Source organism: Actinomadura sp. NAK00032 (genome assembly GCF_013364275.1).
Classification (GTDB): domain Bacteria; phylum Actinomycetota; class Actinomycetes; order Streptosporangiales; family Streptosporangiaceae; genus Spirillospora.
Map to the genome: position 1 here is coordinate 7850086 of NZ_CP054932.1, position 22531 is coordinate 7872616.

At 70.8% G+C, this 22531-nt stretch carries 22 protein-coding genes and 1 tRNA gene; 7 read left to right on the forward strand and 16 right to left on the reverse strand.

Annotated elements, in window-relative coordinates; genetic code table 11:
• Nucleotides 1-41 precede the first annotated feature (41 nt).
• The 11 genes from prfA to HUT06_RS36070 form a co-directional block, all read right to left on the reverse strand.
• Nucleotides 42-1106, reverse strand: a complete 1065-nt coding sequence (gene prfA, locus HUT06_RS36020) for a peptide chain release factor 1 (RefSeq protein ID WP_176199798.1) — start codon at nt 1104-1106, stop codon at nt 42-44.
• Nucleotides 1107-1247: 141 nt separating this feature from the next.
• The gene (gene rpmE, locus HUT06_RS36025) at nt 1248-1466 is read right to left on the reverse strand and encodes a 50S ribosomal protein L31 (protein ID WP_021598595.1); all 219 of its coding nucleotides are present in this window, start codon (nt 1464-1466) and stop codon (nt 1248-1250) included.
• Between the two features lie 175 nt (nt 1467-1641).
• Nucleotides 1642-2295 carry a response regulator transcription factor gene (locus HUT06_RS36030; protein ID WP_176199799.1) on the reverse strand — a complete coding sequence of 218 codons (654 nt, stop codon included), beginning with the start codon at nt 2293-2295 and terminating at the stop codon, nt 1642-1644.
• Nucleotides 2296-2372: 77 nt separating this feature from the next.
• Nucleotides 2373-3752, reverse strand: coding sequence for a sensor domain-containing protein (locus HUT06_RS36035; RefSeq protein ID WP_254715561.1), 1380 nt, complete (start codon nt 3750-3752; stop codon nt 2373-2375).
• Between the two features lie 259 nt (nt 3753-4011).
• Nucleotides 4012-6111: a transcription termination factor Rho gene (gene rho, locus HUT06_RS36040; RefSeq protein ID WP_176199800.1), complete on the reverse strand. Its 2100-nt coding sequence runs from the start codon at nt 6109-6111 to the stop codon at nt 4012-4014.
• Nucleotides 6112-6567: 456 nt separating this feature from the next.
• Nucleotides 6568-7488 (reverse strand): homoserine kinase, encoded by a 921-nt coding sequence (thrB, locus tag HUT06_RS36045; RefSeq protein WP_254715562.1) that lies wholly within the window; start codon nt 7486-7488, stop codon nt 6568-6570.
• Nucleotides 7489-7509: 21 nt separating this feature from the next.
• Complete coding sequence (gene thrC, locus HUT06_RS36050; protein ID WP_176199802.1) at nt 7510-8577, reverse strand: threonine synthase; 1068 nt, start codon at nt 8575-8577, stop codon at nt 7510-7512.
• Between the two features lie 102 nt (nt 8578-8679).
• Entirely contained in the window at nt 8680-9984 is a 1305-nt protein-coding gene (locus HUT06_RS36055; RefSeq protein ID WP_254715563.1) for a homoserine dehydrogenase, read from the reverse strand.
• The gene (lysA, locus tag HUT06_RS36060; protein WP_176199803.1) at nt 9981-11372 is read right to left on the reverse strand and encodes a diaminopimelate decarboxylase; all 1392 of its coding nucleotides are present in this window, start codon (nt 11370-11372) and stop codon (nt 9981-9983) included. The genes HUT06_RS36055 and lysA overlap by 4 nt, the downstream gene beginning before the upstream one ends.
• A complete protein-coding gene (locus HUT06_RS36065; RefSeq protein WP_176199804.1) occupies nt 11369-11995 on the reverse strand; it encodes a hypothetical protein in 627 nt (208 codons plus the stop codon). The genes lysA and HUT06_RS36065 overlap by 4 nt, the downstream gene beginning before the upstream one ends.
• Before the next feature lie 21 nt (nt 11996-12016).
• Nucleotides 12017-12379 carry a response regulator transcription factor gene (locus HUT06_RS36070; RefSeq protein WP_138635947.1) on the reverse strand — a complete coding sequence of 121 codons (363 nt, stop codon included), beginning with the start codon at nt 12377-12379 and terminating at the stop codon, nt 12017-12019.
• 125 nt (nt 12380-12504) lie between these two features.
• Here HUT06_RS36070 and HUT06_RS36075 point away from each other — a divergent pair.
• Nucleotides 12505-12576, forward strand: a tRNA-Arg gene (locus HUT06_RS36075).
• A gap of 132 nt (nt 12577-12708) precedes the next feature.
• On the opposite strand, the gene HUT06_RS36080 is transcribed toward HUT06_RS36075, so the two are convergent.
• Nucleotides 12709-13617, reverse strand: a complete 909-nt coding sequence (locus HUT06_RS36080) for a tyrosine-type recombinase/integrase (RefSeq protein WP_176199805.1) — start codon at nt 13615-13617, stop codon at nt 12709-12711.
• A gap of 36 nt (nt 13618-13653) precedes the next feature.
• Nucleotides 13654-13926 carry a hypothetical protein gene (locus HUT06_RS36085; protein ID WP_176199806.1) on the reverse strand — a complete coding sequence of 91 codons (273 nt, stop codon included), beginning with the start codon at nt 13924-13926 and terminating at the stop codon, nt 13654-13656.
• 1167 nt (nt 13927-15093) lie between these two features.
• On the opposite strand from HUT06_RS36085, the gene HUT06_RS36090 reads away from it, so the two are divergent.
• On the forward strand, nt 15094-15342 hold the full coding sequence (locus HUT06_RS36090) for a hypothetical protein (RefSeq protein ID WP_176199807.1): 249 nt from the start codon (nt 15094-15096) through the stop codon (nt 15340-15342).
• A gap of 4 nt (nt 15343-15346) precedes the next feature.
• A complete protein-coding gene (locus tag HUT06_RS36095) occupies nt 15347-15508 on the forward strand; it encodes a hypothetical protein (RefSeq protein WP_176199808.1) in 162 nt (53 codons plus the stop codon).
• 379 nt (nt 15509-15887) lie between these two features.
• On the opposite strand, the gene HUT06_RS36100 is transcribed toward HUT06_RS36095, so the two are convergent.
• A complete protein-coding gene (locus HUT06_RS36100) occupies nt 15888-16376 on the reverse strand; it encodes a GNAT family N-acetyltransferase (RefSeq protein WP_176199809.1) in 489 nt (162 codons plus the stop codon).
• Between the two features lie 273 nt (nt 16377-16649).
• Here HUT06_RS36100 and HUT06_RS36105 point away from each other — a divergent pair, with 273 nt between their 5' ends.
• Entirely contained in the window at nt 16650-17399 is a 750-nt protein-coding gene (locus HUT06_RS36105; protein WP_302931892.1) for an NAD(P)-dependent oxidoreductase, read from the forward strand.
• A 76-nt stretch (nt 17400-17475) separates the two neighbouring features.
• On the opposite strand, the gene HUT06_RS36110 is transcribed toward HUT06_RS36105, so the two are convergent.
• Both HUT06_RS36110 and HUT06_RS36115 read right to left on the reverse strand, forming a co-directional pair.
• The gene (locus HUT06_RS36110; protein ID WP_176199810.1) at nt 17476-18006 is read right to left on the reverse strand and encodes a hypothetical protein; all 531 of its coding nucleotides are present in this window, start codon (nt 18004-18006) and stop codon (nt 17476-17478) included.
• A 181-nt stretch (nt 18007-18187) separates the two neighbouring features.
• A complete protein-coding gene (locus HUT06_RS36115; protein WP_176199811.1) occupies nt 18188-19285 on the reverse strand; it encodes an RICIN domain-containing protein in 1098 nt (365 codons plus the stop codon).
• A 97-nt stretch (nt 19286-19382) separates the two neighbouring features.
• Between HUT06_RS36115 and HUT06_RS36120 the strand changes: the two genes are divergently transcribed.
• The 3 genes from HUT06_RS36120 (at nt 19383) to HUT06_RS36130 (ending at nt 22470) form a co-directional block, all read left to right on the forward strand.
• Nucleotides 19383-20678 carry a sensor histidine kinase gene (locus HUT06_RS36120; protein WP_176199812.1) on the forward strand — a complete coding sequence of 432 codons (1296 nt, stop codon included), beginning with the start codon at nt 19383-19385 and terminating at the stop codon, nt 20676-20678.
• Nucleotides 20675-21349, forward strand: a complete 675-nt coding sequence (locus HUT06_RS36125; RefSeq protein ID WP_176199813.1) for a response regulator transcription factor — start codon at nt 20675-20677, stop codon at nt 21347-21349. The genes HUT06_RS36120 and HUT06_RS36125 overlap by 4 nt, the downstream gene beginning before the upstream one ends.
• 155 nt (nt 21350-21504) lie before the next feature.
• Nucleotides 21505-22470: a glycoside hydrolase family 16 protein gene (locus HUT06_RS36130; RefSeq protein WP_176199814.1), complete on the forward strand. Its 966-nt coding sequence runs from the start codon at nt 21505-21507 to the stop codon at nt 22468-22470.
• Nucleotides 22471-22531: the final 61 nt, after the last annotated feature.

A 22531-nucleotide genomic window follows, 5' to 3' on the forward strand; every position in this document is an offset into this window, starting at 1 on the left:
CCGAGGGGGGACGACCCCCCACGCCCCCCGATTCGCTCCGCTCATGATTTTTGGGCTTCGGCCAGTCGTCGTTCCATGTCGGCGTCGACCAGCGCCTGCGTGACGTTGTGGAGGTCCCCGTCCAGCACCTGGTCGAGGTTGTAGGCCTTGTAGCCGACGCGGTGGTCGGAGATGCGGTTCTCGGGGTAGTTGTAGGTGCGCACCCGCTCGGAGCGGTCGACGGTGCGGACCTGGCTCTTGCGCTCGGCCGCCGCGGCGGCGTCGGCCTCCTCCTGCGCCATCGCCAGCAGCCGCGACCGCAGGATGCGCAGTGCCTGCTCCTTGTTCTGGAGCTGGCTCTTCTCGTTCTGGCAGGACACGACGACGCCGGTCGGCAGGTGCGTGATGCGGACGGCGGAGTCGGTCGTGTTGACGCTCTGCCCGCCCGGCCCGGACGACCGGTACACGTCGATGCGCAGGTCGTTCGGGTCGATCTGGACGTCGACGTCCTCGGCCTCGGGGGTCACCAGGACGCCGACCGCGCTGGTGTGGATGCGGCCCTGCGACTCGGTCGCGGGCACGCGCTGCACGCGGTGCACGCCGCCCTCGTACTTCAGCCGCGTCCAGACGCCTTCCTCGGCGTTGCCCTTGGCCTTCACCGCGACGGTGACGTCCTTGTAGCCGCCGAGGTCGGACGGGTGCGAGTCGATGACCTCGGTCTTCCAGCCGATGCGCTCGGCGTACCGCAGGTACATGCGCAGCAGGTCGCCGGCGAACAGCGCGGACTCCTCGCCGCCCTCCCCGGCCTTCACCTGCAGGATGACGTCCTTGGAGTCGCTCGGGTCGCGCGGGACGAGCAGCCTGCGCAGCCGCTCCTCCAGGTCTTCGCGACGCTTGTCGAGGTCGTCGGCCTCGGCGGCGAACGCCGGGTCCTCACCGGCGAGTTCGCGGGCGGTGGCCAGGTCGTCCTGCGTGGCCGCCAACTCGCGCCGGGTCTCGACGATCGGCCGCAGCTCCGCGTACCGCTTGCCGAGCTTGCGCGCCAGCGCCTGGTCGGCATGGACGGACGGGTCGGCGAGCCGTTCCTCGATGCCCGCGTATTCGCTGATCAGATCGTCGAGATTCACGCTGTGTCCTGACCCGTTCCGGCCGGCGTGGCCGCCGCGGCCGATCCCGGCCCGCAGACGGCGGCCGTCCCCGGTTGCCGACTTCGAAAGGCCCGGGGACCGCGAGTGTCCCCGGGCCGTTCCTGGTATGTGCGCGGCGCCCTACTTGCCGGCCTTCTTCTTGCCGAAGCGCTGCTCGAAGCGCGCCACCCGGCCGCCGGTGTCGAGGATCTTCTGCTTGCCCGTGTAGAACGGGTGGCAGTTCGAGCAGACGTCCGCGTGGATCACGCCGTTCTCGGCGGTGCTGCGGGTCTCGAAGGTGTTGCCGCACGTGCACGTCACGGTCGTGACGACGTAGTTCGGGTGGATGTCGGGCTTCATGGGTTCTCCTCGCCTCGGGCGGTCGCCGGGCGCCCGTCATGCTCGCATGGCCGGGCCATGGGAGATGTGAGGGGCGTGAACCGGTACCGCAGCGGTTGCACCTCAAGTGTGCCAGATACCCGAACGTGGCGAGGTCACCGGGCATTCCCGATCTTGGACGGGAGGCGCGGCCCGGTCACCCGGCGGCGCGTCCCAGATAGGCCAGGACCGCCATCACCCTGCGGTGGCCGCCCTGCGCCGGCTGCAGGTGCAGCTTCATGAAGATGTTGGAAATGTGCTTCTCCACGGCGCCCTCGGTGACGACGAGGTCCGCCGCGATCGCCCCGTTGGAGCGCCCCTGCGCCATCAGCCCGAGCACCTCCCGCTCGCGCGGCGTCAGCGACTCCAGCGGGTCGTCGCTGCGGCGCCGGCCGAGCAGCTGGCCGATCACCTCCGGGTCGATCACCGTCCCGCCGGCCGCGATGCGGCGTACCGCGTCGATGAACTCGGCGACGTCCGCGACCCGCTCCTTCAGCAGGTAGCCGACGCCCTCGGCGCCGCCGCCGATCAGGTCCGTCGCGTACCGCTCCTCCACGTACTGCGACAGGACGAGGATCGGCGTGCCCGGCCGCCGCTCCCGGACGGCGAGCGCCGCGCGCAGCCCCTCGTCGGTGAACGATGGCGGCATCCGGACGTCCACGATGGCGAGGTCGGGGGCGTGCTCCTCGACGATGCCGAGCAGCCCCGGGCCGTCCCCGACGGTCGCCGCCGTCTCGATCCCGGCGTCGCCGAGCAGCCGGACGAGCCCTTCCCGCAACAGCACCGAATCCTCGGCGATCACTACCCGCATCGCCCCATTATCGTGCCCCCGGCCCGGCTCGCCGATCCGCGGGCCGAGCCAGGAGCCGGCGGTCGCCGGGGGCGCCGTCACCAGGTGCAGGGCAGGTCCGCGCGGATGATCGTGGGGCCGCCGGGCGGGCTGTCCACGATGAGCATCCCGTCGATCGTCGCGGCCCGGTCGGCGAGCCCGGCGAGGCCGCCGCCGCGGCGGGCGGTCGCGCCGCCCACCCCGTTGTCGATCACCTCGACGACCACCCAGCGGTCGTCGCGGGCCACCCGGACCGACACCTGCGTCGCGCGGGCGTACTTCGCGACGTTCGCCAGCGACTCGGCGACGATGAAGTAGGCGATGCTCTCGACCGCCGCCGGCGGGCGCTCCGGCAGGTCGACGGTCACCTGGACGGGCACCGGGGCGCGGGCCGCGAGGCCCGACAGCGCCGGGTCCAGGCCGCGGTCGGTGAGGATCGCCGGGTAGATGCCGCGGGCCAGGTCGCGCAGCTCGGTGATGGCCTCCTTGGTGCCGGCGTGCGCCTGCTCGATCAGCGCCCGCGCGCCCTCGGGGTCCTCGTCGAGCTTGGCGCGGGCGCGCCCGATGTCCATCGCGACGGCCAGCAGCCGCTGCTGCGCGCCGTCGTGCAGGTCGCGCTCGATGCGGCGCCGCTCGAACTCGGCGGCGTCCACCCCGCGGGCACGGCTGGCCTGGAGGTGCTCGGTACGCCTGCGCAGCTCGACGTTCTCGGCCTGCGCGGGGCTCGGGCCGAGCAGCAGCGCGGCGAACACCGTGTGGCCGATCGCGAGCGCCCGCGTCACGTACATCGCCAGGGTGAGGAACACCAGCCCGATGACCATCACCGGGACGGCCTCCAGCGGGTTGCCCGCCCAGTACGAGACGAACCCGAGGTTGATCTCGGCGCCGCCGTCCACCGCCACGATCAGCGGCAGCCCCAGCGTCGTCGCCGTCGAGCCCCAGACCGCCGCGGACACGACGAACTCCACCAGCGTGACCGGGAACAGGAGGCCGAGGTAGAGGAGGTCCTTCCAGGTGCACGGGTCGCCCGCCATGCTCTTGAGCTTGGCCAGCGGATTGCGGGTCTCCGGCAGCCGCCGGTACGGATCCGGGACGCGGACGCCGAACGCCGCCCGGACGAGGCGGCGCTCCAGCATCGCGCCGAACCGCCACGCGACCATCAGCAGCGCCAGCAGCGGCACCCCGACCCAGATGATCAGCAGCCCGAGGGACAGCGACAGCCCGACGACGAGCGTGATGAACCAGCCGAGGCCGAACGCCATGCTCACGCCCAGGTAGAGCGCGGAGCGCCAGGTCACCGACGACCGCGCCATCGCCAGCGGCGCCCAGGAGCGGTTCAGGACGGACGGCGCGTCCCCGCCGCCGCGCGTCGCCGCGGCCCACCGTGTCGCGGCCCATCCCACGGCGCCGCCGCCGGGGTCTCTGCTCAGCTCGCCCACATCGTCCTCCGTGCCCGTTCCCAACCTACGATCCCAGCGTGCCGGGACGGAGCCGCGGCGACCATGACGCGCACCGGCGGATGGGGGGTGGGGCTAACCCCACCACGCCGGCCGCCACGGGCCCTGGCCTGCTTCTCGGACGAACGTGGAACGCCCCCGCCCGGTTTCCCGGACGGGGGCGTTCCACGCGTGCTCAGACCCGGATCAGACCCCGGATCAGGCCCCGATCAGGCCCCGCTCAGGCCCGCGCCGGGCGCGATCAGCGGTCGTCGGAGACCGTGGTCTTCTGCACCTGGAGCAGGAACTCGGCGTTGGACTTGGTCTCCTTCATCTTCTCGATGAGGAGCTCCAGCGCCTGCTGCGTGTCGAGCGCGTGCAGCACCCGGCGCAGCTGCCAGACGACCCGCAGCTCCTCCGGAGCCATCAGGATCTCCTCCTTGCGGGTGGAGGACTGGTCGACGTCCACCGCCGGGAAGATCCGCTTGTCGGCCAGGCTCCGGTTGAGCTTCAGCTCCATGTTGCCGGTGCCCTTGAACTCCTCGAAGATGACCTCGTCCATGCGGGACCCGGTCTCCACCAGCGCGGTGGCGAGGATCGTCAGCGAGCCGCCGTTCTCGATGTTGCGCGCCGCGCCGAAGAACCGCTTCGGCGGGTACAGGGCCGTCGAGTCGACACCACCGGACAGGATCCGGCCGGACGCCGGCGCCGCCAGGTTGTAGGCCCGGCCCAGGCGGGTGATCGAGTCGAGCAGCACGACGACGTCGTGGCCCAGCTCGACGAGCCGCTTGGCGCGCTCGATCGCCAGCTCCGCGACCGTGGTGTGGTCCTCGGCGGGACGGTCGAAGGTCGAGTGGATGACCTCGCCCTTCACCGTCCGCTGCATGTCGGTGACCTCTTCCGGACGCTCGTCCACCAGGACGACCATCAGGTGGCACTCCGGGTTGTTCTTGGTGATCGCGTTCGCGATCGCCTGGAGCACCATGGTCTTGCCGGCCTTCGGCGGCGACACGATCAGCCCGCGCTGGCCCTTGCCGATCGGCGACACCAGGTCGATGATCCGCGTGGTCAGGACGCCGGGGTCGGACTCCAGCCGCAGCCGCTCCTGCGGGTACAGCGGGGTCAGCTTGGTGAAGTCGACGCGGCCCTTGGCCTGCTCCGGCTCCATCCCGTTGACGGTGTCGAGGCGGACCAGCGCGTTGAACTTCTCGCGCCGCTCGCCCTCGCGCGCCTGCCGGACGGCACCGGTGATCACGTCGCCCTTGCGGAGGCCGTTCTTGCGGACCTGCGCCAGCGACACGTACACGTCGTTCGGACCGGGCAGGTAGCCGGTCGTCCGGACGAAGGCGTAGTTGTCGAGGATGTCGAGGATGCCCGCGACCGGGATGAGGACGTCGTCCTCGGTGATCACCGGCTCCTCGTAGCGCTCGCGGCCGCGGCCCCGGTTGCGCTCGCGGAACCGGCGCCCGCGCCGGCCCCGGCCGCTGCCGTCGTCATCGTCGTGCTGGCCGCCGCCCTGGTTCTGGCCGCCGCGCTGCCGTCCGCCGCCCTGGTCGCCGCGGTCGCCCCGCTCGCCGCGGTCATTGCGGTCGCCCCGCTCGCCCCGGTCACCGCGCTCGCCGCGCTCGCCCCGGTCGCGGCCCTCGCCGCGGTCCCGGCCGCCGCGCTGCCGCTGGCGTCCGCCGCCCTCGCGGCCGTCGCGGCCCTGGTCGCGCCCGCCGTCGCGGCCGCCCTGGGACTCGCCGTCCTCGGCGTTCTGGTCGCGGCCCTGCTCGCGCCCCTGATCACGGTTCTGGTCGCGGTGCTGCCGCTCGCCGCGTCCCTCACCGGCCCCCCGGTCCTGCCGCTCACCGCGCTGGCGGCCGCCCTGCCGGTCCGCCTTCTCGGCCTTCTCCGGCTTGTCGGCGGCCCGCTCGGGGGCCTCGCCGGCCGGCTTGTCGCTCTGCTTGTCCGACTGCTTGTCGGCCTGCTTGTCGGACGGGGCCTGCTCGGTCGCGGGCGCGGCGTCGGAGATCGTGACCTGGTCGTCGGAGACCTCGCGCTTGGCGGCCGCGGTGCGGGTCCGCCGGGGGCGCTCGGTCTTCGCCGGGGCAGCGGCTCCCTGCTCGCCCCCCGCCGAGCCCTGCTCCCCGCCGCCCTGCTTCTCCTGGATGGCGGCGATGAGCTGGCTCTTGCGCATCCCGGTCACGCCGGTGATGCCGAGGCTGGACGCGAGCGCCTTGAGCTCGGGCAGCACCATGGCCGACAGGCCGGTGCCCGAGCGGCGGCGCCGGGGGGTGGCGGACTCCGCGGCGGCCGGAGCGGCGTCGGCCACGGTTCCCGTGCTTGATGCGTCCGTAAGGAGTTCGCTGGATTCGCTCACTAAGGGTCCTTCCCAGGGAGCGGGCGTTGGCCGGCGTTCGGCCAGTCGACCCGGTGGTGCGGCCCGGCGGGGGCGCCGGGACGGGCTCCGCTGATCACGATGGAACCGGGATCGGCGTGTTCTGGGCACAGCCAGATGATGGACGGGACGTTCCGCTCGTGCGTGTCCCCGGTACCGCCACGTCCTGAGTTGTTGCGCTGGAATGCCTGACAACGGGATATCACGGTGTCGGGGAGCCTGGTACGCGGGACCGAAACGACCGGAGGGCCGAACAGGCGACGCGCGGCTGACGAGCACGCTGCCCCGAACGGGGCATCTGGTGCGGCATTCAGCCTAACATCACCAGGGCACACTGCTATTCCCCAGAGGTCGATGTCTTCGCATTTTACCTAGCGGGATCGTGCCGGAACCTGCACCGGCCGGAGCGCCGCGAAGGCCCCGCCCCCGGCGCCGCGATCAGGCCCGGACCTCGTGTTCTCCGGTCATGACGCGTGCGCCGCGGGTCGCGACGTCCAACGGGTGTATGTGCCAGCCTTTACCCACTTCGGGGACTACTGAATCAACTCGGGATGCGTTTGTGAAGGCCAGGACAGTCGGACCCGCCCCGGAAATCACCGCCGGGACGCCCGCGTCCCGCAAGGTCTTGACCAGTGCGGCGGACTCGGGCATGGCCGGCGCGCGGTAGTCCTGGTGGAGACGGTCCTCGGTCGCGTCCAGCAGGACGTCCTCCGCCATTCCCGCGGTGAGCGCGGCGACCAGCAGCGCGGCCCGCCCGGCGTTCGCGGCGGCGTCCCCGTGCGGGACGGCCTCCGGCAGCAGCCCGCGCGCCCGCTCGGTCGCCAGCCGCTGCTCGGGAACGACCGCGACGACCTCGGTGACCTGTGATTCCAGCCGGACCAGCCGCGGCCCGGCCGGCGTCGTCCAGGCGACGGTCAGGCCGCCCGCGAGGCACGGCGCGACGTTGTCGGGATGCCCCTCGATCTCGGTGGCGAGGCGCAGCGCGGCGCCCTCGTCGAGCAGCGCCCCCGCCGGGTGCAGCGCGCGGGCCGCGACGATCGCCGCCACGATCGCGGCCGACGACGAGCCGAGCCCGCGGCTGTGCGGGATCGCGTTGCGGCAGCGCAGCCGGACCCCCGGCGGCCGGGACGGGCCGGATCCGGCCAGGTCATCGAGGACGTCGAAGGCGCGGCGCAGCACCTTCACGATGAGGTGCCGCTCGCCGCGGTCGGCGACCTCCGCGCCCTCGCCGTCCACCTCGATGGCCACCCCGCCGCCGGTCAACTCGACCTCGACCTCGTCGTGCAGGGTGAGCGCGAGGCCGAGCGTGTCGAAGCCGGGGCCCAGGTTCGCGCTGGTCGCGGGCGTCCGCACCAGCACCGGGCCCTCCGTCCACCCCACTTAGGTGAGGCCGAGTTCGGAGGCGGCGGAGTGCGCGTCCACCTTGATGGTGGTCGGCGCGGGGGCGCCGGAGATGGCCCAGTCGGGGTCCTTGAGGCCGTTGCCGGTCACCGTGCAGACGACCTTCGCGCCCGGGGCGACGACGCCCTGCTCGGTCGCCTGCAGCAGGCCCGCGACGCTCGCCGCGGAGGCGGGCTCGACGAAGACGCCCTCCTCGCGGGCGAGCAGCCGGTACGCGGCGAGGATCTGGCGGTCGGTGACCGAGTCGATCGCACCGCCCGACTCGTCGCGCGCGGCGACGGCCAGGTCCCAGGAGGCGGGGTTGCCGATGCGGATCGCGGTCGCGATCGTCTGCGGCTTCAGGACGGGCTCGCCCTTCACGAACGGCGCCGCCCCGCTGGCCTGGAAGCCCAGCATGCGCGGCGTCCTCGACGCCTCCCCGCCGGCGGCGTACTCCTGGTAGCCCATCCAGTACGCGGAGATGTTGCCGGCGTTGCCGACGGGCAGGCAGTGCACGTCGGGGGCGTCGCCGAGCGCGTCCACGATCTCGAACGCCGCCGTCTTCTGGCCCTGCAGCCGGTACTTGTTGACCGAGTTGACCAGCGCCACCGGGTAGTCGACCGACAGCTTGCGCGCCAGTTCGAGGCAGTCGTCGAAGTTGCCGTCCACCTGCAGGAGCCGCGCGCCGTGCACCAGCGCCTGGGCCAGCTTGCCCATCGCGATCTTGCCCTGCGGGACGAGGACCGCGCAGGTCATCCCGGCCCGCACCGCGTACGCGGCGGCGGACGCCGAGGTGTTGCCGGTGGACGCGCAGATCACCGCCTTGGCGCCGTCCTCGGCGGCCTTGCTGATCGCCATCGTCATGCCGCGGTCCTTGAACGAACCGGTCGGGTTGGCGCCCTCGACCTTGAGGAACACCTCGCAGCCGGTCAGCTGGGACAGCCGGTGGGCGGGCACCAGCGGGGTGCCGCCCTCCAGCAGCGTCACGACCGGGGTCCGGTCCGACACCGGCAGCCGGTCGCGGTACTCCTCGATAAGGCCACGCCACGCGCGGGCGTTCGGATTCACGTCGGTCTCCTGAATGACCTGGGATGTTGCCCGGAGTCTACCGGGATCGCCCGTACCGCTTCGCGGCCCGGGGCGGGTGCCACCGGCCCGGTGACCGGGGCGTCACTCCTCGCCTTCGACCCGCATCACGCTGGTCACGGCCCGGACGATCTCAAGCCCGCGCAGGCCCTCCACCGTCGCGGTGAGGGCGGCGTCCGGCGCGCGGTGCGTCACCACGACGAGCTGGGCCTCCTCACCCAGCCCGACCTGCCGGACGGCCTGGATCGACACCCCGTGCCTGGCGAACTCCTCCGCGACCGTGGCGAGGACACCGGCCTCGTCGGTCACGTCCACCTGGATGTAGTAGCGCGTGACGGTCTCGCCCATCGGCAGTACGGGAAGCTTCGCGTACGTCACCTCGACAGGGCCCGGTGTACCGCCGGCCACGTTCCGCGCCACCGCGACAAGGTCGCCCAGGATCGCGGACGCCGTCGGAGCACCACCCGCACCCGCGCCATAGAACATGAGCGATCCGGCGGACTGGGCCTCTACGAACACCGCGTTGTACGCCTCGCGCACACTCGCCAATGGATGGGACCTGGGAATCATCGCCGGATACACGCGAACGGACACACCGCGACCGTTCCGGCCGTCCGTCGAAGGAATGCGCTCGCAGATGGCCAGGAGCTTGACGACGCAGTCCATTCCCTTGGCGCCCGCTACATCGGCGGCACTCACCTCAGTGATGCCCTCACGATGGACGTCCGCCGCCGTCACGGGCGTATGGAACGCCAGCTGCGCCAGGATCGCCGCCTTGGCCGCGGCGTCGAAACCCTCCACATCGGCCGTCGGATCGGCCTCCGCGTAGCCGAGCGCCTGCGCCTCCTCCAGCGCCTCGTTGAAACCGGCGCCGTGCGTGTCCATCTGGTCGAGGACGTAGTTCGTGGTGCCGTTCACGATGCCGAGGACCCGGTGCACGTGGTCGCCGACCAGCGAGTCGCGCAGCGGCCGCAGCAGCGGGATCGCGCCCGCCACCGACGCCTCGTAGTACAGGTCGGCGCCGTACTCGCGGGCCGCCGCGAACAGCGTCGCGCCGTCCTCGGCCAGCAGCGCCTTGTTCGCCGTGATCACCGACTTGCCGGACTTCATCGCCTCCAGCATCAGCGTCCTGGCCGGCTCTATGCCGCCGATGACCTCGATGACGATGTCGACGTCGTCCCTGGTCACCAGGGCCTGGGCGTCCGTCGTCAGCAGCTGCCTGGGCACGCCCTCGCGCACCCGGTCCGGCCTGCGCACGGCGATCCCGGCGAGTTCCAGCGGCGCTCCCACCCGCGCGGCCAGATCGTCGGCCTGCTCGATCAGCAGCCGGACGACCTCCGTGCCGACCACCCCGCAGCCGAGCAGCGCCACGCGCAGTCCGGGTTTCACGCTTCGACCTCCGCATCGAGCCGCAGCAGGTCCGCCGCGCTCTCCCGGCGGACGATCACGCGCGACCTGCCGTCCCTCACCGCCACGACGGCGGGCTTCGGGACGTGGTTGTAGTTGCTGGCCATCGACCGACAGTACGCACCGGTCGCCGCCACCGCCACCAGGTCCCCCGCCGCAAGATCTTCGGGGAACCACAGGTCCCGCACCACAATGTCGCCGCTCTCGCAGTGCTTGCCGACAAGCCTACTGAGCATGGGCGCCGCATCCGACGACCTGCTCGCCAGCACGCCGGTGTACTCGGCGCCGTACAGCGCCGTGCGCAGGTTGTCGCTCATGCCGCCGTCCACCGAGACATAGGTGCGCAGGCCCTCGACGTCCTTCACCGTGCCGACCTCGTACACCGTGACGCCGCCCGGCCCGATGATCGCCCGTCCCGGCTCCACGGTCAGCCGCGGCATCGCCAGGTCGTACGCCTTGCACTCCCTCGCCACGATGTCGCGGAGCCCGTCCGCGATCGACTTGGGGTCGTGCGGCTCCTCGCCCGGCACGTACGCGATCCCGTAACCGCCGCCCAGGTCGAGCTCCGGAAGCTCGATCCCGTGCTCGTCCCGGATCGCCACCAGCAGCTCCGCCAGCCGGTGCGCGGCGACCTCGAACCCGTCCACCTCGAAGATCTGCGACCCGATATGACTGTGCAGCCCGACCAGCTCCAGCTGCTTCAGCTCCAGGACCCGCCGGACGGCCTCCAGCGCGGCCCCAGAACTCCTTGAGAACCCGAACTTCTGGTCGTCATGAGCGGTCGCGATGAACTCATGGGTGTGCGCCTCAACACCCGTGGTGACGCGCACCATCACCTTGGGCCGGACACCCATCTGCTGGGCGAGATACCCCAGCCGCGCTATCTCCTCGAACGAATCCAGCACGATCCGTCCGACGCCGGCCTCAAGGGCCTCCCGCAGCTCCCACTTGGCCTTGTTGCTCCCGTGCAGGGTGATGCGCTCGGTAGGGAAGTCCGCCGCAAGAGCCACGGCAAGCTCACCCCCGCTGCACACGTCGAGCCCCAGGCCCTCCTCCTTCAGCCACCGCGCGACCGCAGTGCACAGGAAGGCCTTGCCCGCGTAGTGGACCTCCCCGTCATGGAACGCCGCCGCATACTCCCTGGCCCGGCTCCGCACGTCCTCCTCGTCATAGACGTACAGAGGCGTCCCGTACTCCTTGGCCAGGTCCCGCACATCGACGCCGCCCACCGTCAGGACGCCGTCCTCCCGGCGAGCGCCGCGCGGCCACACCGCGGCCTCCAGGGCGTTCAGATCCTCCGCCGGCCCGGCAGGATGGTCCTCCGGCAGCACATCGGCATGCCTCGGCCCAGCAGGGTGTACTCGACTCATATCCGCTCTCTAGGGGTTTCACCGATCATGTTCAGCCCGTTGCCGAGGACGACCTTCACCGCCCGCGCCAAGCCCGCCCGTTTCTCAGGACGGTGCTCGTGCACCTCGTGGTACGCCTCGGCCACTCTCTCCAAACACAACATCAGCGGCCTGGCATCCCGTTCCCGCTCCGCCTGTTCCGCCCGCCCCGGCACGTCCCCCATGGCCCACACGAGCTCGGACTCCAACTCCCCGCCCTGAAACGGCGCGCTCTCACCCCACCGCTCCACCCAACAGGCCCGCGCATAGGCAAGACGGACCGAAAACCCAGGGTTCTCCCACGTCCGGGGCCACTCGTCCCACACACCCCCCGGCACCCGCGCGACGCCGTAACGAGGATCACGCAGAATCCGCTCCACCAGCTCCCCCGCCGTCAGGACAACCCTGACAAACCCGCCGCGAACAGTGCCCCCGACCCGCCGCGCGATCACCTCGGGATCAACACCGAGCCGCAGCGCCACCGGGCTCTCGAACACCCCGCGCCCGCGCCCGAAGACCACCACGCTCTCCGGCACGGCGACATCGATCTCCCCGTCCGCCACGGCGTCCCGCACCGCACGCACGAGGGCATCGCCTGGAGTCACCCTGGTGAGACTATCCGACCACTATCTGGACACAGCCGCGAGTTTCCGCACCGTCTGGATCAGCTGGTTCGGGTCGAACGGCTTGGTCACGTACGCGTCGACACCGATCTCATGCCCCCGCCGCACATCGTGCTCCTGCGCCCGCGCCGTGATCATCACGACCCGGATGTGCGCGGTCCCGGGGTCCTCCCGCAGCTTCACCGCGGTCACCCACCCGTCCAGCCGCGGCATCATCACATCCAGCGTGATCACGTCCGGCCGGACCTCGCCCACCTTCTCCAGGCAGTCCTGACCGTCCACCGCGGTCGACACCTCGAACCCCTCCAGTTGCAGGTTCACGGCGATGAGCTGGCGGATCACCTCGTCATCATCGACGACCAGCACGCGTCCCAGTGGCTCGGTCACGGCTCGAAGTTAGCCCACTCCTCCCCCGCACGCACGGCGAAATCCCACGTGCGCGCCACCCCGCCAACCCTGGTAACCTTCTACCGCGCCACCAACGGCGCAGGGCCCCCTTAGCTCAGGGGATAGAGCAACGGCCTCCGGAGCCGTGTGCGCAGGTTCGAATCCTGCAGGGGGCACCTACAAACGATCAGCCGGTTCCCGCCCTTGACCAGCGGAAACCGGCTTCTGTCGTTCATGGGCCATGTGACATCAGATGCCACCGTGGGACGCCGTATGCCACAGCGCGCGTTCCATTTGTGTTCCGGGCGTCAGTCGCCGAGGGCGTCGTCTATGAGCCCCTCCCATACGCGGTCCTGACCGGCTATGACCTTGGCGTAGATCTTCAAGACCACCTCGACACTGTGTCCGGCCCACTCGGCGACCTGCGTAGGCGGGACGCCGGAGTTGAGCCGCCACGAGACCCCCGCGTGCCGGAAGTCGTACGGCTTGCGCGCGAGTGGAGTCTTGGCCTGTGTCGCCGTGAATGCCTTGCCGCGCGCCATGTCCAGGACCCGCCAGAGCGTGGAGGGTTGATAGACGCCGTCCTTGTAGGTGCGGAACAGCCAGCCGTCCGGCCTTGGGCCGTACTCGTCCAAGTGCGCGCGGAGCAGCTCGACCAGTTCCGGCGGAATCGGGACGGGACGAACAGTGTCGACCGGCCGCCCCTTGAGCCCGCGCGTCTCGTGAACGTCGCCATCGTCCGTCCACTGCTTACCGGCCGCCGACTTCACCTCGCGGACCTCCAGCAGACCCCAGCCGGACGCGGGCAAGGTGCAGTCGTCCTTACGGACGTTGACCGCTTCGGACGGCCGGAGCATGCCGTAGTACATGCAGCCGAAGACGGCGACGAGGCGAGGGCCCTGCGTCCTGCCGACTTTGCGGACGGCCTCCAGAAGCGCGCCGACTTGCTTCGGGTTGGGGACGCGCCGCCGGTCGACCGCGTGGACCACTTCGGGCGGTTTCCAGTCGCGATCGCTGGCCCCATCGAGGGGATCTGCTGAAAGCTGTTTCTCACGGGCGGCATACTTGAGCGCACCGTAGAAGCCGCGCCAGCGACGCCGGTAGTACTCCGGCTTCAAGGGGCGGCGGCGCTCAGGCCGCTGCGCGGCCCCGCGCCAGGCCGCCCGGAGCGTGCGGCGTGGGCGCCGGTCATCGGACGGCCGCGCCGGGCCGCGCATCCTGCCACCGCCGCCCCGTCCGCCAGTCGCCGGCGGTCACCTGGTCGCGCCGCCGCCATGCATGCTCCCGGCTTCTATGGCCTGGATCGCTTGAGTCAGTCGATCACGAAGCGCCCGCGCGTTCGGAAGGTCAAGCAGTAGGGCCACGTCGAGGCAAACACCATCGTCCCAGGCTGCAATCTGGATCATGTCGCGTCCGATGACGGTACCTACGGATACCACCGTGGAGTCCTCCCCCGCCGCCCTGTCGTCTACGGCAAAGCCATCCAGGGCAGGGATGGGGTCACCGACGTTGTTCCAGTCATACATCCCCCGAGACTCGCAGTTCGTAGGTGCGGCATGAAGGGGCAGTTGCCCGAAGGTCGAACGAGCCCGGAGCGTACGGCGTGGGCGCCGGTCACCGGACGGCCGCACCGTGCCACGCACGCCCGCCCCGCCCCGACCGCTCACCGCAGGGGCGTGACTGTGGCCGAGCGCCGTTGGAGTCGTCAGGAGAGGTTGCCGGAAGATCAGTTGAGCGTGTGCTACTGGGGAACCCCGTGGTTCCCCAGACCCCTCCTGGAGCCGGAGGGCACTCCCGCACGGATCGGTCTGTCAGGGGTTGCGCGCCGTTCGCGCGGGAGCACCCTCCGGACAGGTCCGTTCGTCTGTTGCGGAGCGCGGGACGACAGGAGACGGGAAGCTCAGGCAGCGTGCGCGTCGCGCGGGGTTCGAACCCCTCAGTCAGTGGCCCCTGCCGAGGAGTTCATCAGTTACGGCCATCCAGTCATCGAGCAAATCGCACGAAGGCCAGCTTGGGTCAGTCTCAGGTGAACGTGCCCACGTCAGGTGGACGGCCGCCCAGCGGTCAGCGCCAGGCAACCCGTACAGAACGTCGTCACAAACACCGCAACGGGCAACGGCCTGGGCCTCAACGCCGTACAACGGATGTTTCGCGCTCCCGCACTCCCTGATCAACTCTTCTTCCAACCTACGCCGCTCAGCGTCATCAACGATTCGCACCCAACGGCTTGGAAGATCCCCCATGCGGTCAAGCATGTTGCTTTGCGTCACCTGCCGCAGGCTAGCGACCACAGCCCGGCCCATAGAAGCTCAGGACTCAAGGTACGGAACATGCGCGGAACGGCGCATGGCACAGTAGCCAGGAGGCACTGTTCAGGCGCAGGTCAGCGCCTAGATCCAACCAGGACGGGTCAGCGCCCTCCGAGCCGTGTGCGCAGGTTCGAATCCTGCAGGGGCACGTGGAACGATCGACTAAAACCCGGTGACCAGGCACAACGCCCGCCCCTGGGATTTTGTGTATGCAGCCGTATGTCACCGGCAGCCGCTGTTTGCCGCCGTTCACGGGGCGTACGCGGGACGGGATTGAGCCCGTCCGCCCAGGTCACCCAAGCAATGCGCGAGGTGCTTGCAACCAAGCGTCGGTCAAGGGGCCGGCGGAACGCAGCGGTCCGGCAAGCGGGGAAGATCAGGAGCGTGCGACGCCACCCGAACTGGAGCCTGGCCACCGCCGTGCTGAGCCGCGTCATCGCTGGCGCGACCGACTTCACACCAGATCAGATACCCGGCCTTTCCGTGAACCGATGGCAGAGCTTCCGGATCGACGACCGCGATCCCGACGAGGTCACCGCCGCGTTCCTGGAGTACTGCCGGCCCCGCGTGACCGGCCTCCTGATCATCGTCACGCTTCAGCACCGGCGCGGGCCCCTTCTTCGTGGCCGATGAGCGCTTGGACGAGTTCGCAGCGACCTACCCCGACCTGATCGGTGAGCCGCTCGTAGCCGGCGACACCGTAGTGGTCTCCCCGATCACGGGACGCGTCATCGTCGTCCAACATGACGGCTGGATCGACATGCTTCAAGGGATCGAGCAGCCCCAAGGCGTCCACTGACGAATGTCGAACAGGCAATACACCCGCATACCCTCTGCACGGATGCGTCCCGGCGGTGCAGGTCACCCCTAGCAGAAGAGCTCCTGCGCGGAACCCGGGGCTCTACCTTGCCGGCCAAGGTGCGGCGGCGCTCGCGCCGCTGGCGCGGCCCGCCGCCTGCGCGTCCGGGGCGTGCGGCGTGGGCGCCGGTCCCCGGCCGCGCATCGCTGCGTGGCCGCGCTTGCCGGTCGCCGACCCGGTCCGCCGAGGACGAGTCAGCGCCGGAGCGTCCACTCAGGTGAACGTGCTCACGTGGGCGACCGCCCTCCGGCCGCCGCCAGGCAGCCCGTACAGAACGTCGTCACAAATGCCGCACTGGACGACAGCCGTCCGCTCCGCGCTACTCCAGGTGCTTGCGCATCAGCGTGCAGACCGTCTCGTACCGGATGGTGGTTCCGTCCGGGCCCCCTACCTGCCACGAGTCGGGCGCGCTCCCGTAGGCGGCATAGCCGAGCCGCTCATACAAGGCCCGGGCCCGCGGGTTGCTCTCTTCGACGCCCAACTCAGCGCGGTCCAAGCCGCGAGCACGGATCCGCTGCTCGGCGGCCTGGACCAGAATGGCGCCGATTCCGCACGACTGCAGCGCCGGGTGAACGGCCAACTGCCAGAGGGTCCCCGCACCGGGCTTCTCGGCGTAGTCGACCCCGCCGACCGCCACCGGCAGACCGGACGGAGGGCAGACGGCGAGGTAGTCCACCTCGCCACGCGCGGCCCGATCCAGAGCCTTGGCCATGCTCACCAGATGCGCGGCCGACCCGGACCAAGCGCAGGAGGGAAGATCCTCGTGGATCAGGTCGCGGACGGTCAGCGACACCGTGATGTCGGCCATGAGCACTGCCTCTCGCTCTCCGGTGACCCAGCGATGGCGGGGCCGGCTAACGCTAATGCCGGACGTCTTCAGCGCGATCAAGTGGGTGGACCGCCGACTCTCAGCACGACGCCAGGGACAGCATTCCTACTTGTCAGGGCCTTGTTCGCGCGACCTCTCCGGAGTCGTGTGCGCAGGTTCGAATCCTGCGGTGGGCACCTGTTCGGGGTTGTCGGGGCCTGGGGTGTGGCGGTGGTGGCTGGCAGGGTGTGGCGTGTGTCGTTGGGAACTGTTGTGTTGACGGGGGCTGCCGGCCTGGTTGGGAGCGTGCTCCGTGAACCGTTGAGCGCCGCGGCCGACCGGCTTGTGTCAGTCGACCGGTCGCCTTTGCCGGCGAACTATGCGGGAGAGGAGGTCCGTGCGCTTGATCTGGAGAGCGTTGAGGCGGCCATGCGTGCCGTTGAGGGTGCCGATTCTGTTGTGCACCTTGCAGGCGTCGCCGACGAGGCACCGTTCGCCACACTGCTGAACGGCAGTGTGCTGGTGGCCCATCACGTGCTGGAGGCGTCGCGTCGCGCCGGAGTGCGGCGGGTCGTGCTGGCCAGCAGCAATCGGCTGACCGGGTTTTATCCGATCTCGCAAACGGTGTCCCCCGATGCCCCGCCTCGCCCGGACGGGCTGTACGGCGTCAGCAAGGTCGCGATCGAAGCGCTGGGCAGACTTTATGCCGACAAGTTCGGCCTTGAAGTCGTGTGCGTGCGGATCGGCAGTCTGGAGCGTGAGCCGTTCGAGTCGCGGCACCTGGCCACGTGGCTCAGTCCCCGTGATTGCCAGGGGTTCTTCCTCGATGCGCTGACTTCTTCCCAGGCCGGTTTCAGTGTCATGTACGCGGTCTCCGCCAACCCGCGGCGCTTCTGGAGTCTCACGGACGGTTACGAGCCGGTCGATGCAGCGGACGGCCTGCCCGAGGACTTCTTCCGCGAGGACGGTCCGCAGGGCGGCGACTACGCCTCTCCCGCATACACACTGCGGCACCTCACGTGAACGATCGAGGCACTGGTTAGGGCGTTCGTGGGCCCCGACGCCCAGGCCGGGGTGGTCTGGGCGCCGGGGCGGGCTTCTAGGCGCGGAACGTGACGTGGGCGGAGAGGCGGTTGCCCGAGAGCAGGAGCACTCCGACGCTGCCGGTGGTGGTCACCGACCAGGACTGCTTGCCGGACGGGTTCTTCACCCAGCCCTCGACCGCGCAGGTCTTGGTGTACTTGCAGACCTTCCTGGAGACCTCCGGCCGTCCCCAGTTGATGCCGGAGTAGACGTCGATCAGCGCGACCTTCTTGTTGCACTCGATCTTGCCGTAGTGCCAGACGCGACCGCCGGACGTGCCGCTGCTGGCGTACGTCCGGCACTTCAGCCTCGCGTTGGCGAAGTGGCTGCTCCAGGGGCCGTAGTCGGACTTCTTGACCACCTTCGCGGCGGACTGCTGCGAGAGGGACCGCCCCGGGAGCGACCCGCCCGAGAAGGACTGCGTGCCGGTGCCGGCGACGGGGGACGCGGGCTTGGCCGGTTCGGACGTGAGGCCGGCGACCACCGCGCCGCCGGCCAGCGTGAGTCCCAGTGCGCCCGTCGCGACCAGAGCGTTCGTCTTCTTCATCGCTGAAGCCTTTCCTGAAGGATCGGGGCCTTTCTTTGCCGGCCGCCGTTGACTTCAATGAAGGTAGCGATGTGAAACGGTCTGGAGTCAGGGCCCTAGGGCCTCTTACTTTTGATTAGGGGCCCCATTGGGATGCCCGGTCCATACGGGTGGAATTGCGAGTAAAGGCTTGGACGCGGCGCTAGGCGGGTGCTGCGGTCTGGATGAAGCTGTAGCCCCAGACCGCCGACTTCGAGCAGGCGGTGTGGACCGCCTGGACGGTGCCCGAATGCGAGGAGTCGATCCCCACGCACATTCCCTTCTCGCGAGTCTCGCCCGGCCGCAGTTCGAAGAGGGGCGCGGGTTGCGAGGTGCCGTCGCCGGCCTTCCCGGAACTGGGCGCCTCGGCTGCCTGCAGGGCGAACCTCTGCCACTTGCTGGCCTTGTCGCACGCCTTCAGGTGGAGGCGTGCGCCGTCGCTGGGGGCGTCCAGCGTGAGGCACCAGAGTTGCTCTTTGACCGTATAGGCCTTGATCACGTAGATGCCGCCGGCATCGGGTTCCAGCCAGAACCGCTGCAGCGCGTCCTCCTCGTCGCACTGCTCCTGGGAAAGGGTCGGCTCGAACTGGTTGTCGGGGAAGATCGACAGGCAGTCGCCGACCGACGTGGCCGTTTCCGGCTGGACGGCGTACCAGCCTGTGCCGGGCGGGGCCGCGGCCGGCCGTTTCCCCCCGTGACCGTCGTCGGCCTTGCCGGAGTCGTCGTCCGTCCCGGTCAGCATGGCCACCGCGATGACCGCGACGGTAACGAACGCCGGAGCGGCCGCCAGCGGGGACAGTGAACGGCGCGTCCGCTTATGGCGGCGTTTTCCTCCCGCCTTCCGGTGGCGGGGGCGCGCTCGCTTTTCCGGTTCTTCCGGTGGCGCCTCCTGCGCGGGGGGCGGGGCGAAGGCGGTCTCCGGGGAGGACGCCGGTGCCGTCCCGCTGACCCTCGCGTACGCGCGCATCCAATCGGCCTGCACTTCGGGCACGCATCCGCAAGCGCTGATGAATGCCGCCACAACTTCCCGTCGCGGAAGCTTGCTTCCGCCGAGCATTCCGGCCAGGCCTTCCGGAAGGAGCACATGCGCGGAGCCCATCCTGGCTTCGAGTTCCGCGAGGCTGAGTCCCGACCAGCGCTGAAGCCTGCGCATCAAGGCGAGGAACCCGGCGGCGTCACGGACGCCGTCAGGCTGCGGGACCGCCCTGCGGCCTGGCACTTTTGCCCCTTCTTGCGTTGAAATACTGTTAGTCGTGGGCATCGTAGCGACCTCCATTGGAGATGTGGCTAGTGTTCCCTTTGCAAACGCCTGCGCTTCCGGTTCCGGGCCGACGGTACGAACTCGCGGAGGGCCGCCGATGTCCGATCTCGCCAAGCACGCTCCCGGGTCGCTGCGCGGATCCGCCGAATCCCGCATCGGCACGGCATTCGTGCTGCTCATCCAGGTGCGGGTGCTGGTCGTCGGGGTGACGGTGCTCATCGACCGGCAGGTCCGGGGCGACTTCTGGGCCTTGGGCGTGCTGGCGGGGGTGGCGCTGCTCTCCGGGCTGATGCTGCTCGGCTGGGAGCAGGTCGTCTCCCGGCTGTACGCGCAGCCGGCCCTGCTGGCCTGCGATGTCCTCGTCGGCTACGCGGTGCTGGAGGCCGGCGGGATCCTCGGCCCGTACTTCCTGGTCACGGTGATCGCGGCCGGTCTGGCGGGGCTGCTGTACCGGTGGCCGACGACGGCGGCGCTGTGCCTCCAGCAGGCCGTGCTGTACTACGTGGCGCTCTTCCAGGGCGACGGGACGGACGGCATCGGGCAGAGCACGACGCTCCCGCTGCTGCTCGCGATGCCCGCCTTCTACGGGATCGGCGCCCTGGTCGGCACCGTGATCCGGCGGCTGCTCGACGAGCAGGCCGCGGCGGAGGAGGCGCTGTGGCGCTCGGAGGCGCTGGCGATGGCCGCCGAGGAGCGCTCCCGGCTCGCCCGGGAGATGCATGATTCGCTGAGCGGCACCCTGTCCGGGATCGCGCTGGCGGCGAGCAGCCTGCCCGCCTTCGTGCGCAGGTCTCCGGAGCGGGCGGAGAAGGAGGCCCAGCGCATCGCCACCGCCGCGCAGATCGCCACCCGGCAGGCGCGATCGCTCATCTCCGAACTGCGGTCCGACACCGCGCAGCGCCCGCTGCACGTCGTGGCCGCCGAGCTCGCGGCGGAATGGGGACGGGCGACGGGGCTGCGGGTGGTCACGCGCATCCAGGAGGGCGCCGACCTGCCGCTGCATCCCCGGCACGAGACCGTGGCGATCATCTCGGAGGCGCTGGAGAACGTCCGCCGGCACGCCGATGCCTCGGTCGTGGAGCTCACCGTGTCCGGCGGGCCGGACGGTCTCCGGGCGGTGGTGCGCGACGACGGCCGCGGCATGCCCGGGCGCCCCGGCGGGGCGGGCTGGCTGGACGAGCTCGCCGGCGGCGGACACTACGGCCTCCTCGGCATGCACGAGCGGGCCCGGCGCGGCGGAGGAGAGCTCACCGTCGACTCGGTCCCGGGCGGTGGCACGAGCGTCACCGTCCGGTTCCCCGCCGGGCCGGCCGGCGGCGGGTCGGCAGGGGACGGGACGGCGGGGAGGGCCCCGGCCGCGAGCGGGAAGGCGCCGATGGAGGGAAGCGAATGAACGCGGGTGTGCGGTGCCGGGTGCTGGTGGTGGACGACAACCCGTTCATCCGCTCCGGGCTGGCGCTGGCGCTGGACGCGTCCGGCGAGATCGAGGTCGTCGGCGAGGCGGGGGACGGCCGCGAGGCCGTGGAGCTGGCGCGCGAGCTGGCCCCGGACGTGATCCTGCTGGACGTCCGGATGCCGCACGTCGACGGGATCTCCGCCTCGGCCGCGCTGAGCGCGATCAGCCGGGTCATCATGCTCACCCAGGTCGAGGACCCCGAGGTGGTGCTGGCGGCCGTCCGGAACGGGGCGGTGGGCTACCTGGTGCACAACACCTTCACCCCGGAGGAGCTGGCCGCGGCGGTGCTGGACACCGCGAGGCATCGGGCCCACCCCCTTTCCCAGGCGGCGTCGGCCGCACTGATCGACGCCGCGCGGACCGACCCGGGCACCGCGCCCGCGGCGGCCGACCCGGCCGAGCAGCGCTCGCGTTTCGGGCTCTCCGAACGCGAGGCCGAGGTCATGGATCTGATCACTCAGGGACATCCGAACTCGGTGATCGCCGCCAAGCTATTTCTCACCGAGAAGACCGTCAAGAATTACATCAACCGGCTTTACGCCAAGCTCGGGGCGCCCAACCGCTCCACGGCAATCGTGACCTGGCTCGGAATGCCGCCGCGGGATTGACCTGCGGCGCGTTATTGAGGTCCCCCCGTCCCGCCGCTAGGGCCGTAGGGCCCTAGGGCCCCGTGGCGCGGCCGAGTAGGTTTCGGACGAATCAATGGAGTGCGGAACGGCTGAATCGGCTGTCGGCACAATTCGTCCGGTGCGGAGGTTGAACCGTGTCCTTCTCATTCCGTAGACGCGCCGTCGTCGTGACGGTCACGGCGGTGACGGTCGGGGTCTCGGCGTTCGCCGCCCTGCACGAGAGCTCCGCCGACATCGGCCGCACGGGCGCGGCGGCCGAGTTCCACCCGGTTCCCGCCGGGGAGCCGGGTCCCTCCGCGGCCCCCCGGAGCGCTCGGCCGACCCCCCGCGCCTCCGCCGAGGCCGACCGCGCCGCCGAGAAGACCGGCGGCGCCGCCGGCGCGGCGACGGCGGCGCAGCGGTACGGCTGGGGGCGTCCGCTGGCGCGCGACGAGTTCAACGGGCGCCTCGACCGGGAGGCGTGGGAGCTGTACGACGGCGAGGGGCACGCCGGCAACGGGCGGCGCAGCCCCGAGGCGGTCACCGTGCGGAACGGGGCGCTGCGGATCACCGGCACACCGGACGGGACGACCGGCGGGCTCGGCTGGCGCAACGGCGACCGCAAGTACGGCCGCTGGGAGGCGCGGCTGCGGATGAACCGCGCCTGCGCCTGCTACAACGCGAACGTGCTGCTGTGGCCCGTCAACGGCGGCGGCGGCACGGCGCCGGAGGGCGGCGGCGGCGAGATCGACTACATGGAGACCTACGGAGACGACGGGCTCCGGAAGGGCGCCAACTTCTTCCTGCACTTCGACCAGCGGAAGGGGGCGGAGCAGAAGGGCCGCGAGGGCAACTCGGGCCGCCTGGACGGCCGGGCCGACGTCGACCTCACCACGTGGCACACGTTCGCGCTCGAGTGGACCCCCAAGGAAATCAACGGGTATGTGGACGGGCGCCGCCACTTCCACACCACCAGGCAGGACGTGCAGCCCCCGCGCGCGATGGGCCAGGCGATCCAGCTCGACTGGATGCCCGAGCTGAAGAAGCTGACCGCGCGCGGCATCGACACCGGCCGCGACGCGACCCTCGAGATCGACTGGATCCGCATGTACGGCGCCTGATCCCGGCGCCCTCGGGGCGACGGGACGCGGCGAAGGCCGCCGGCCGGGCACGGCCTTCCGG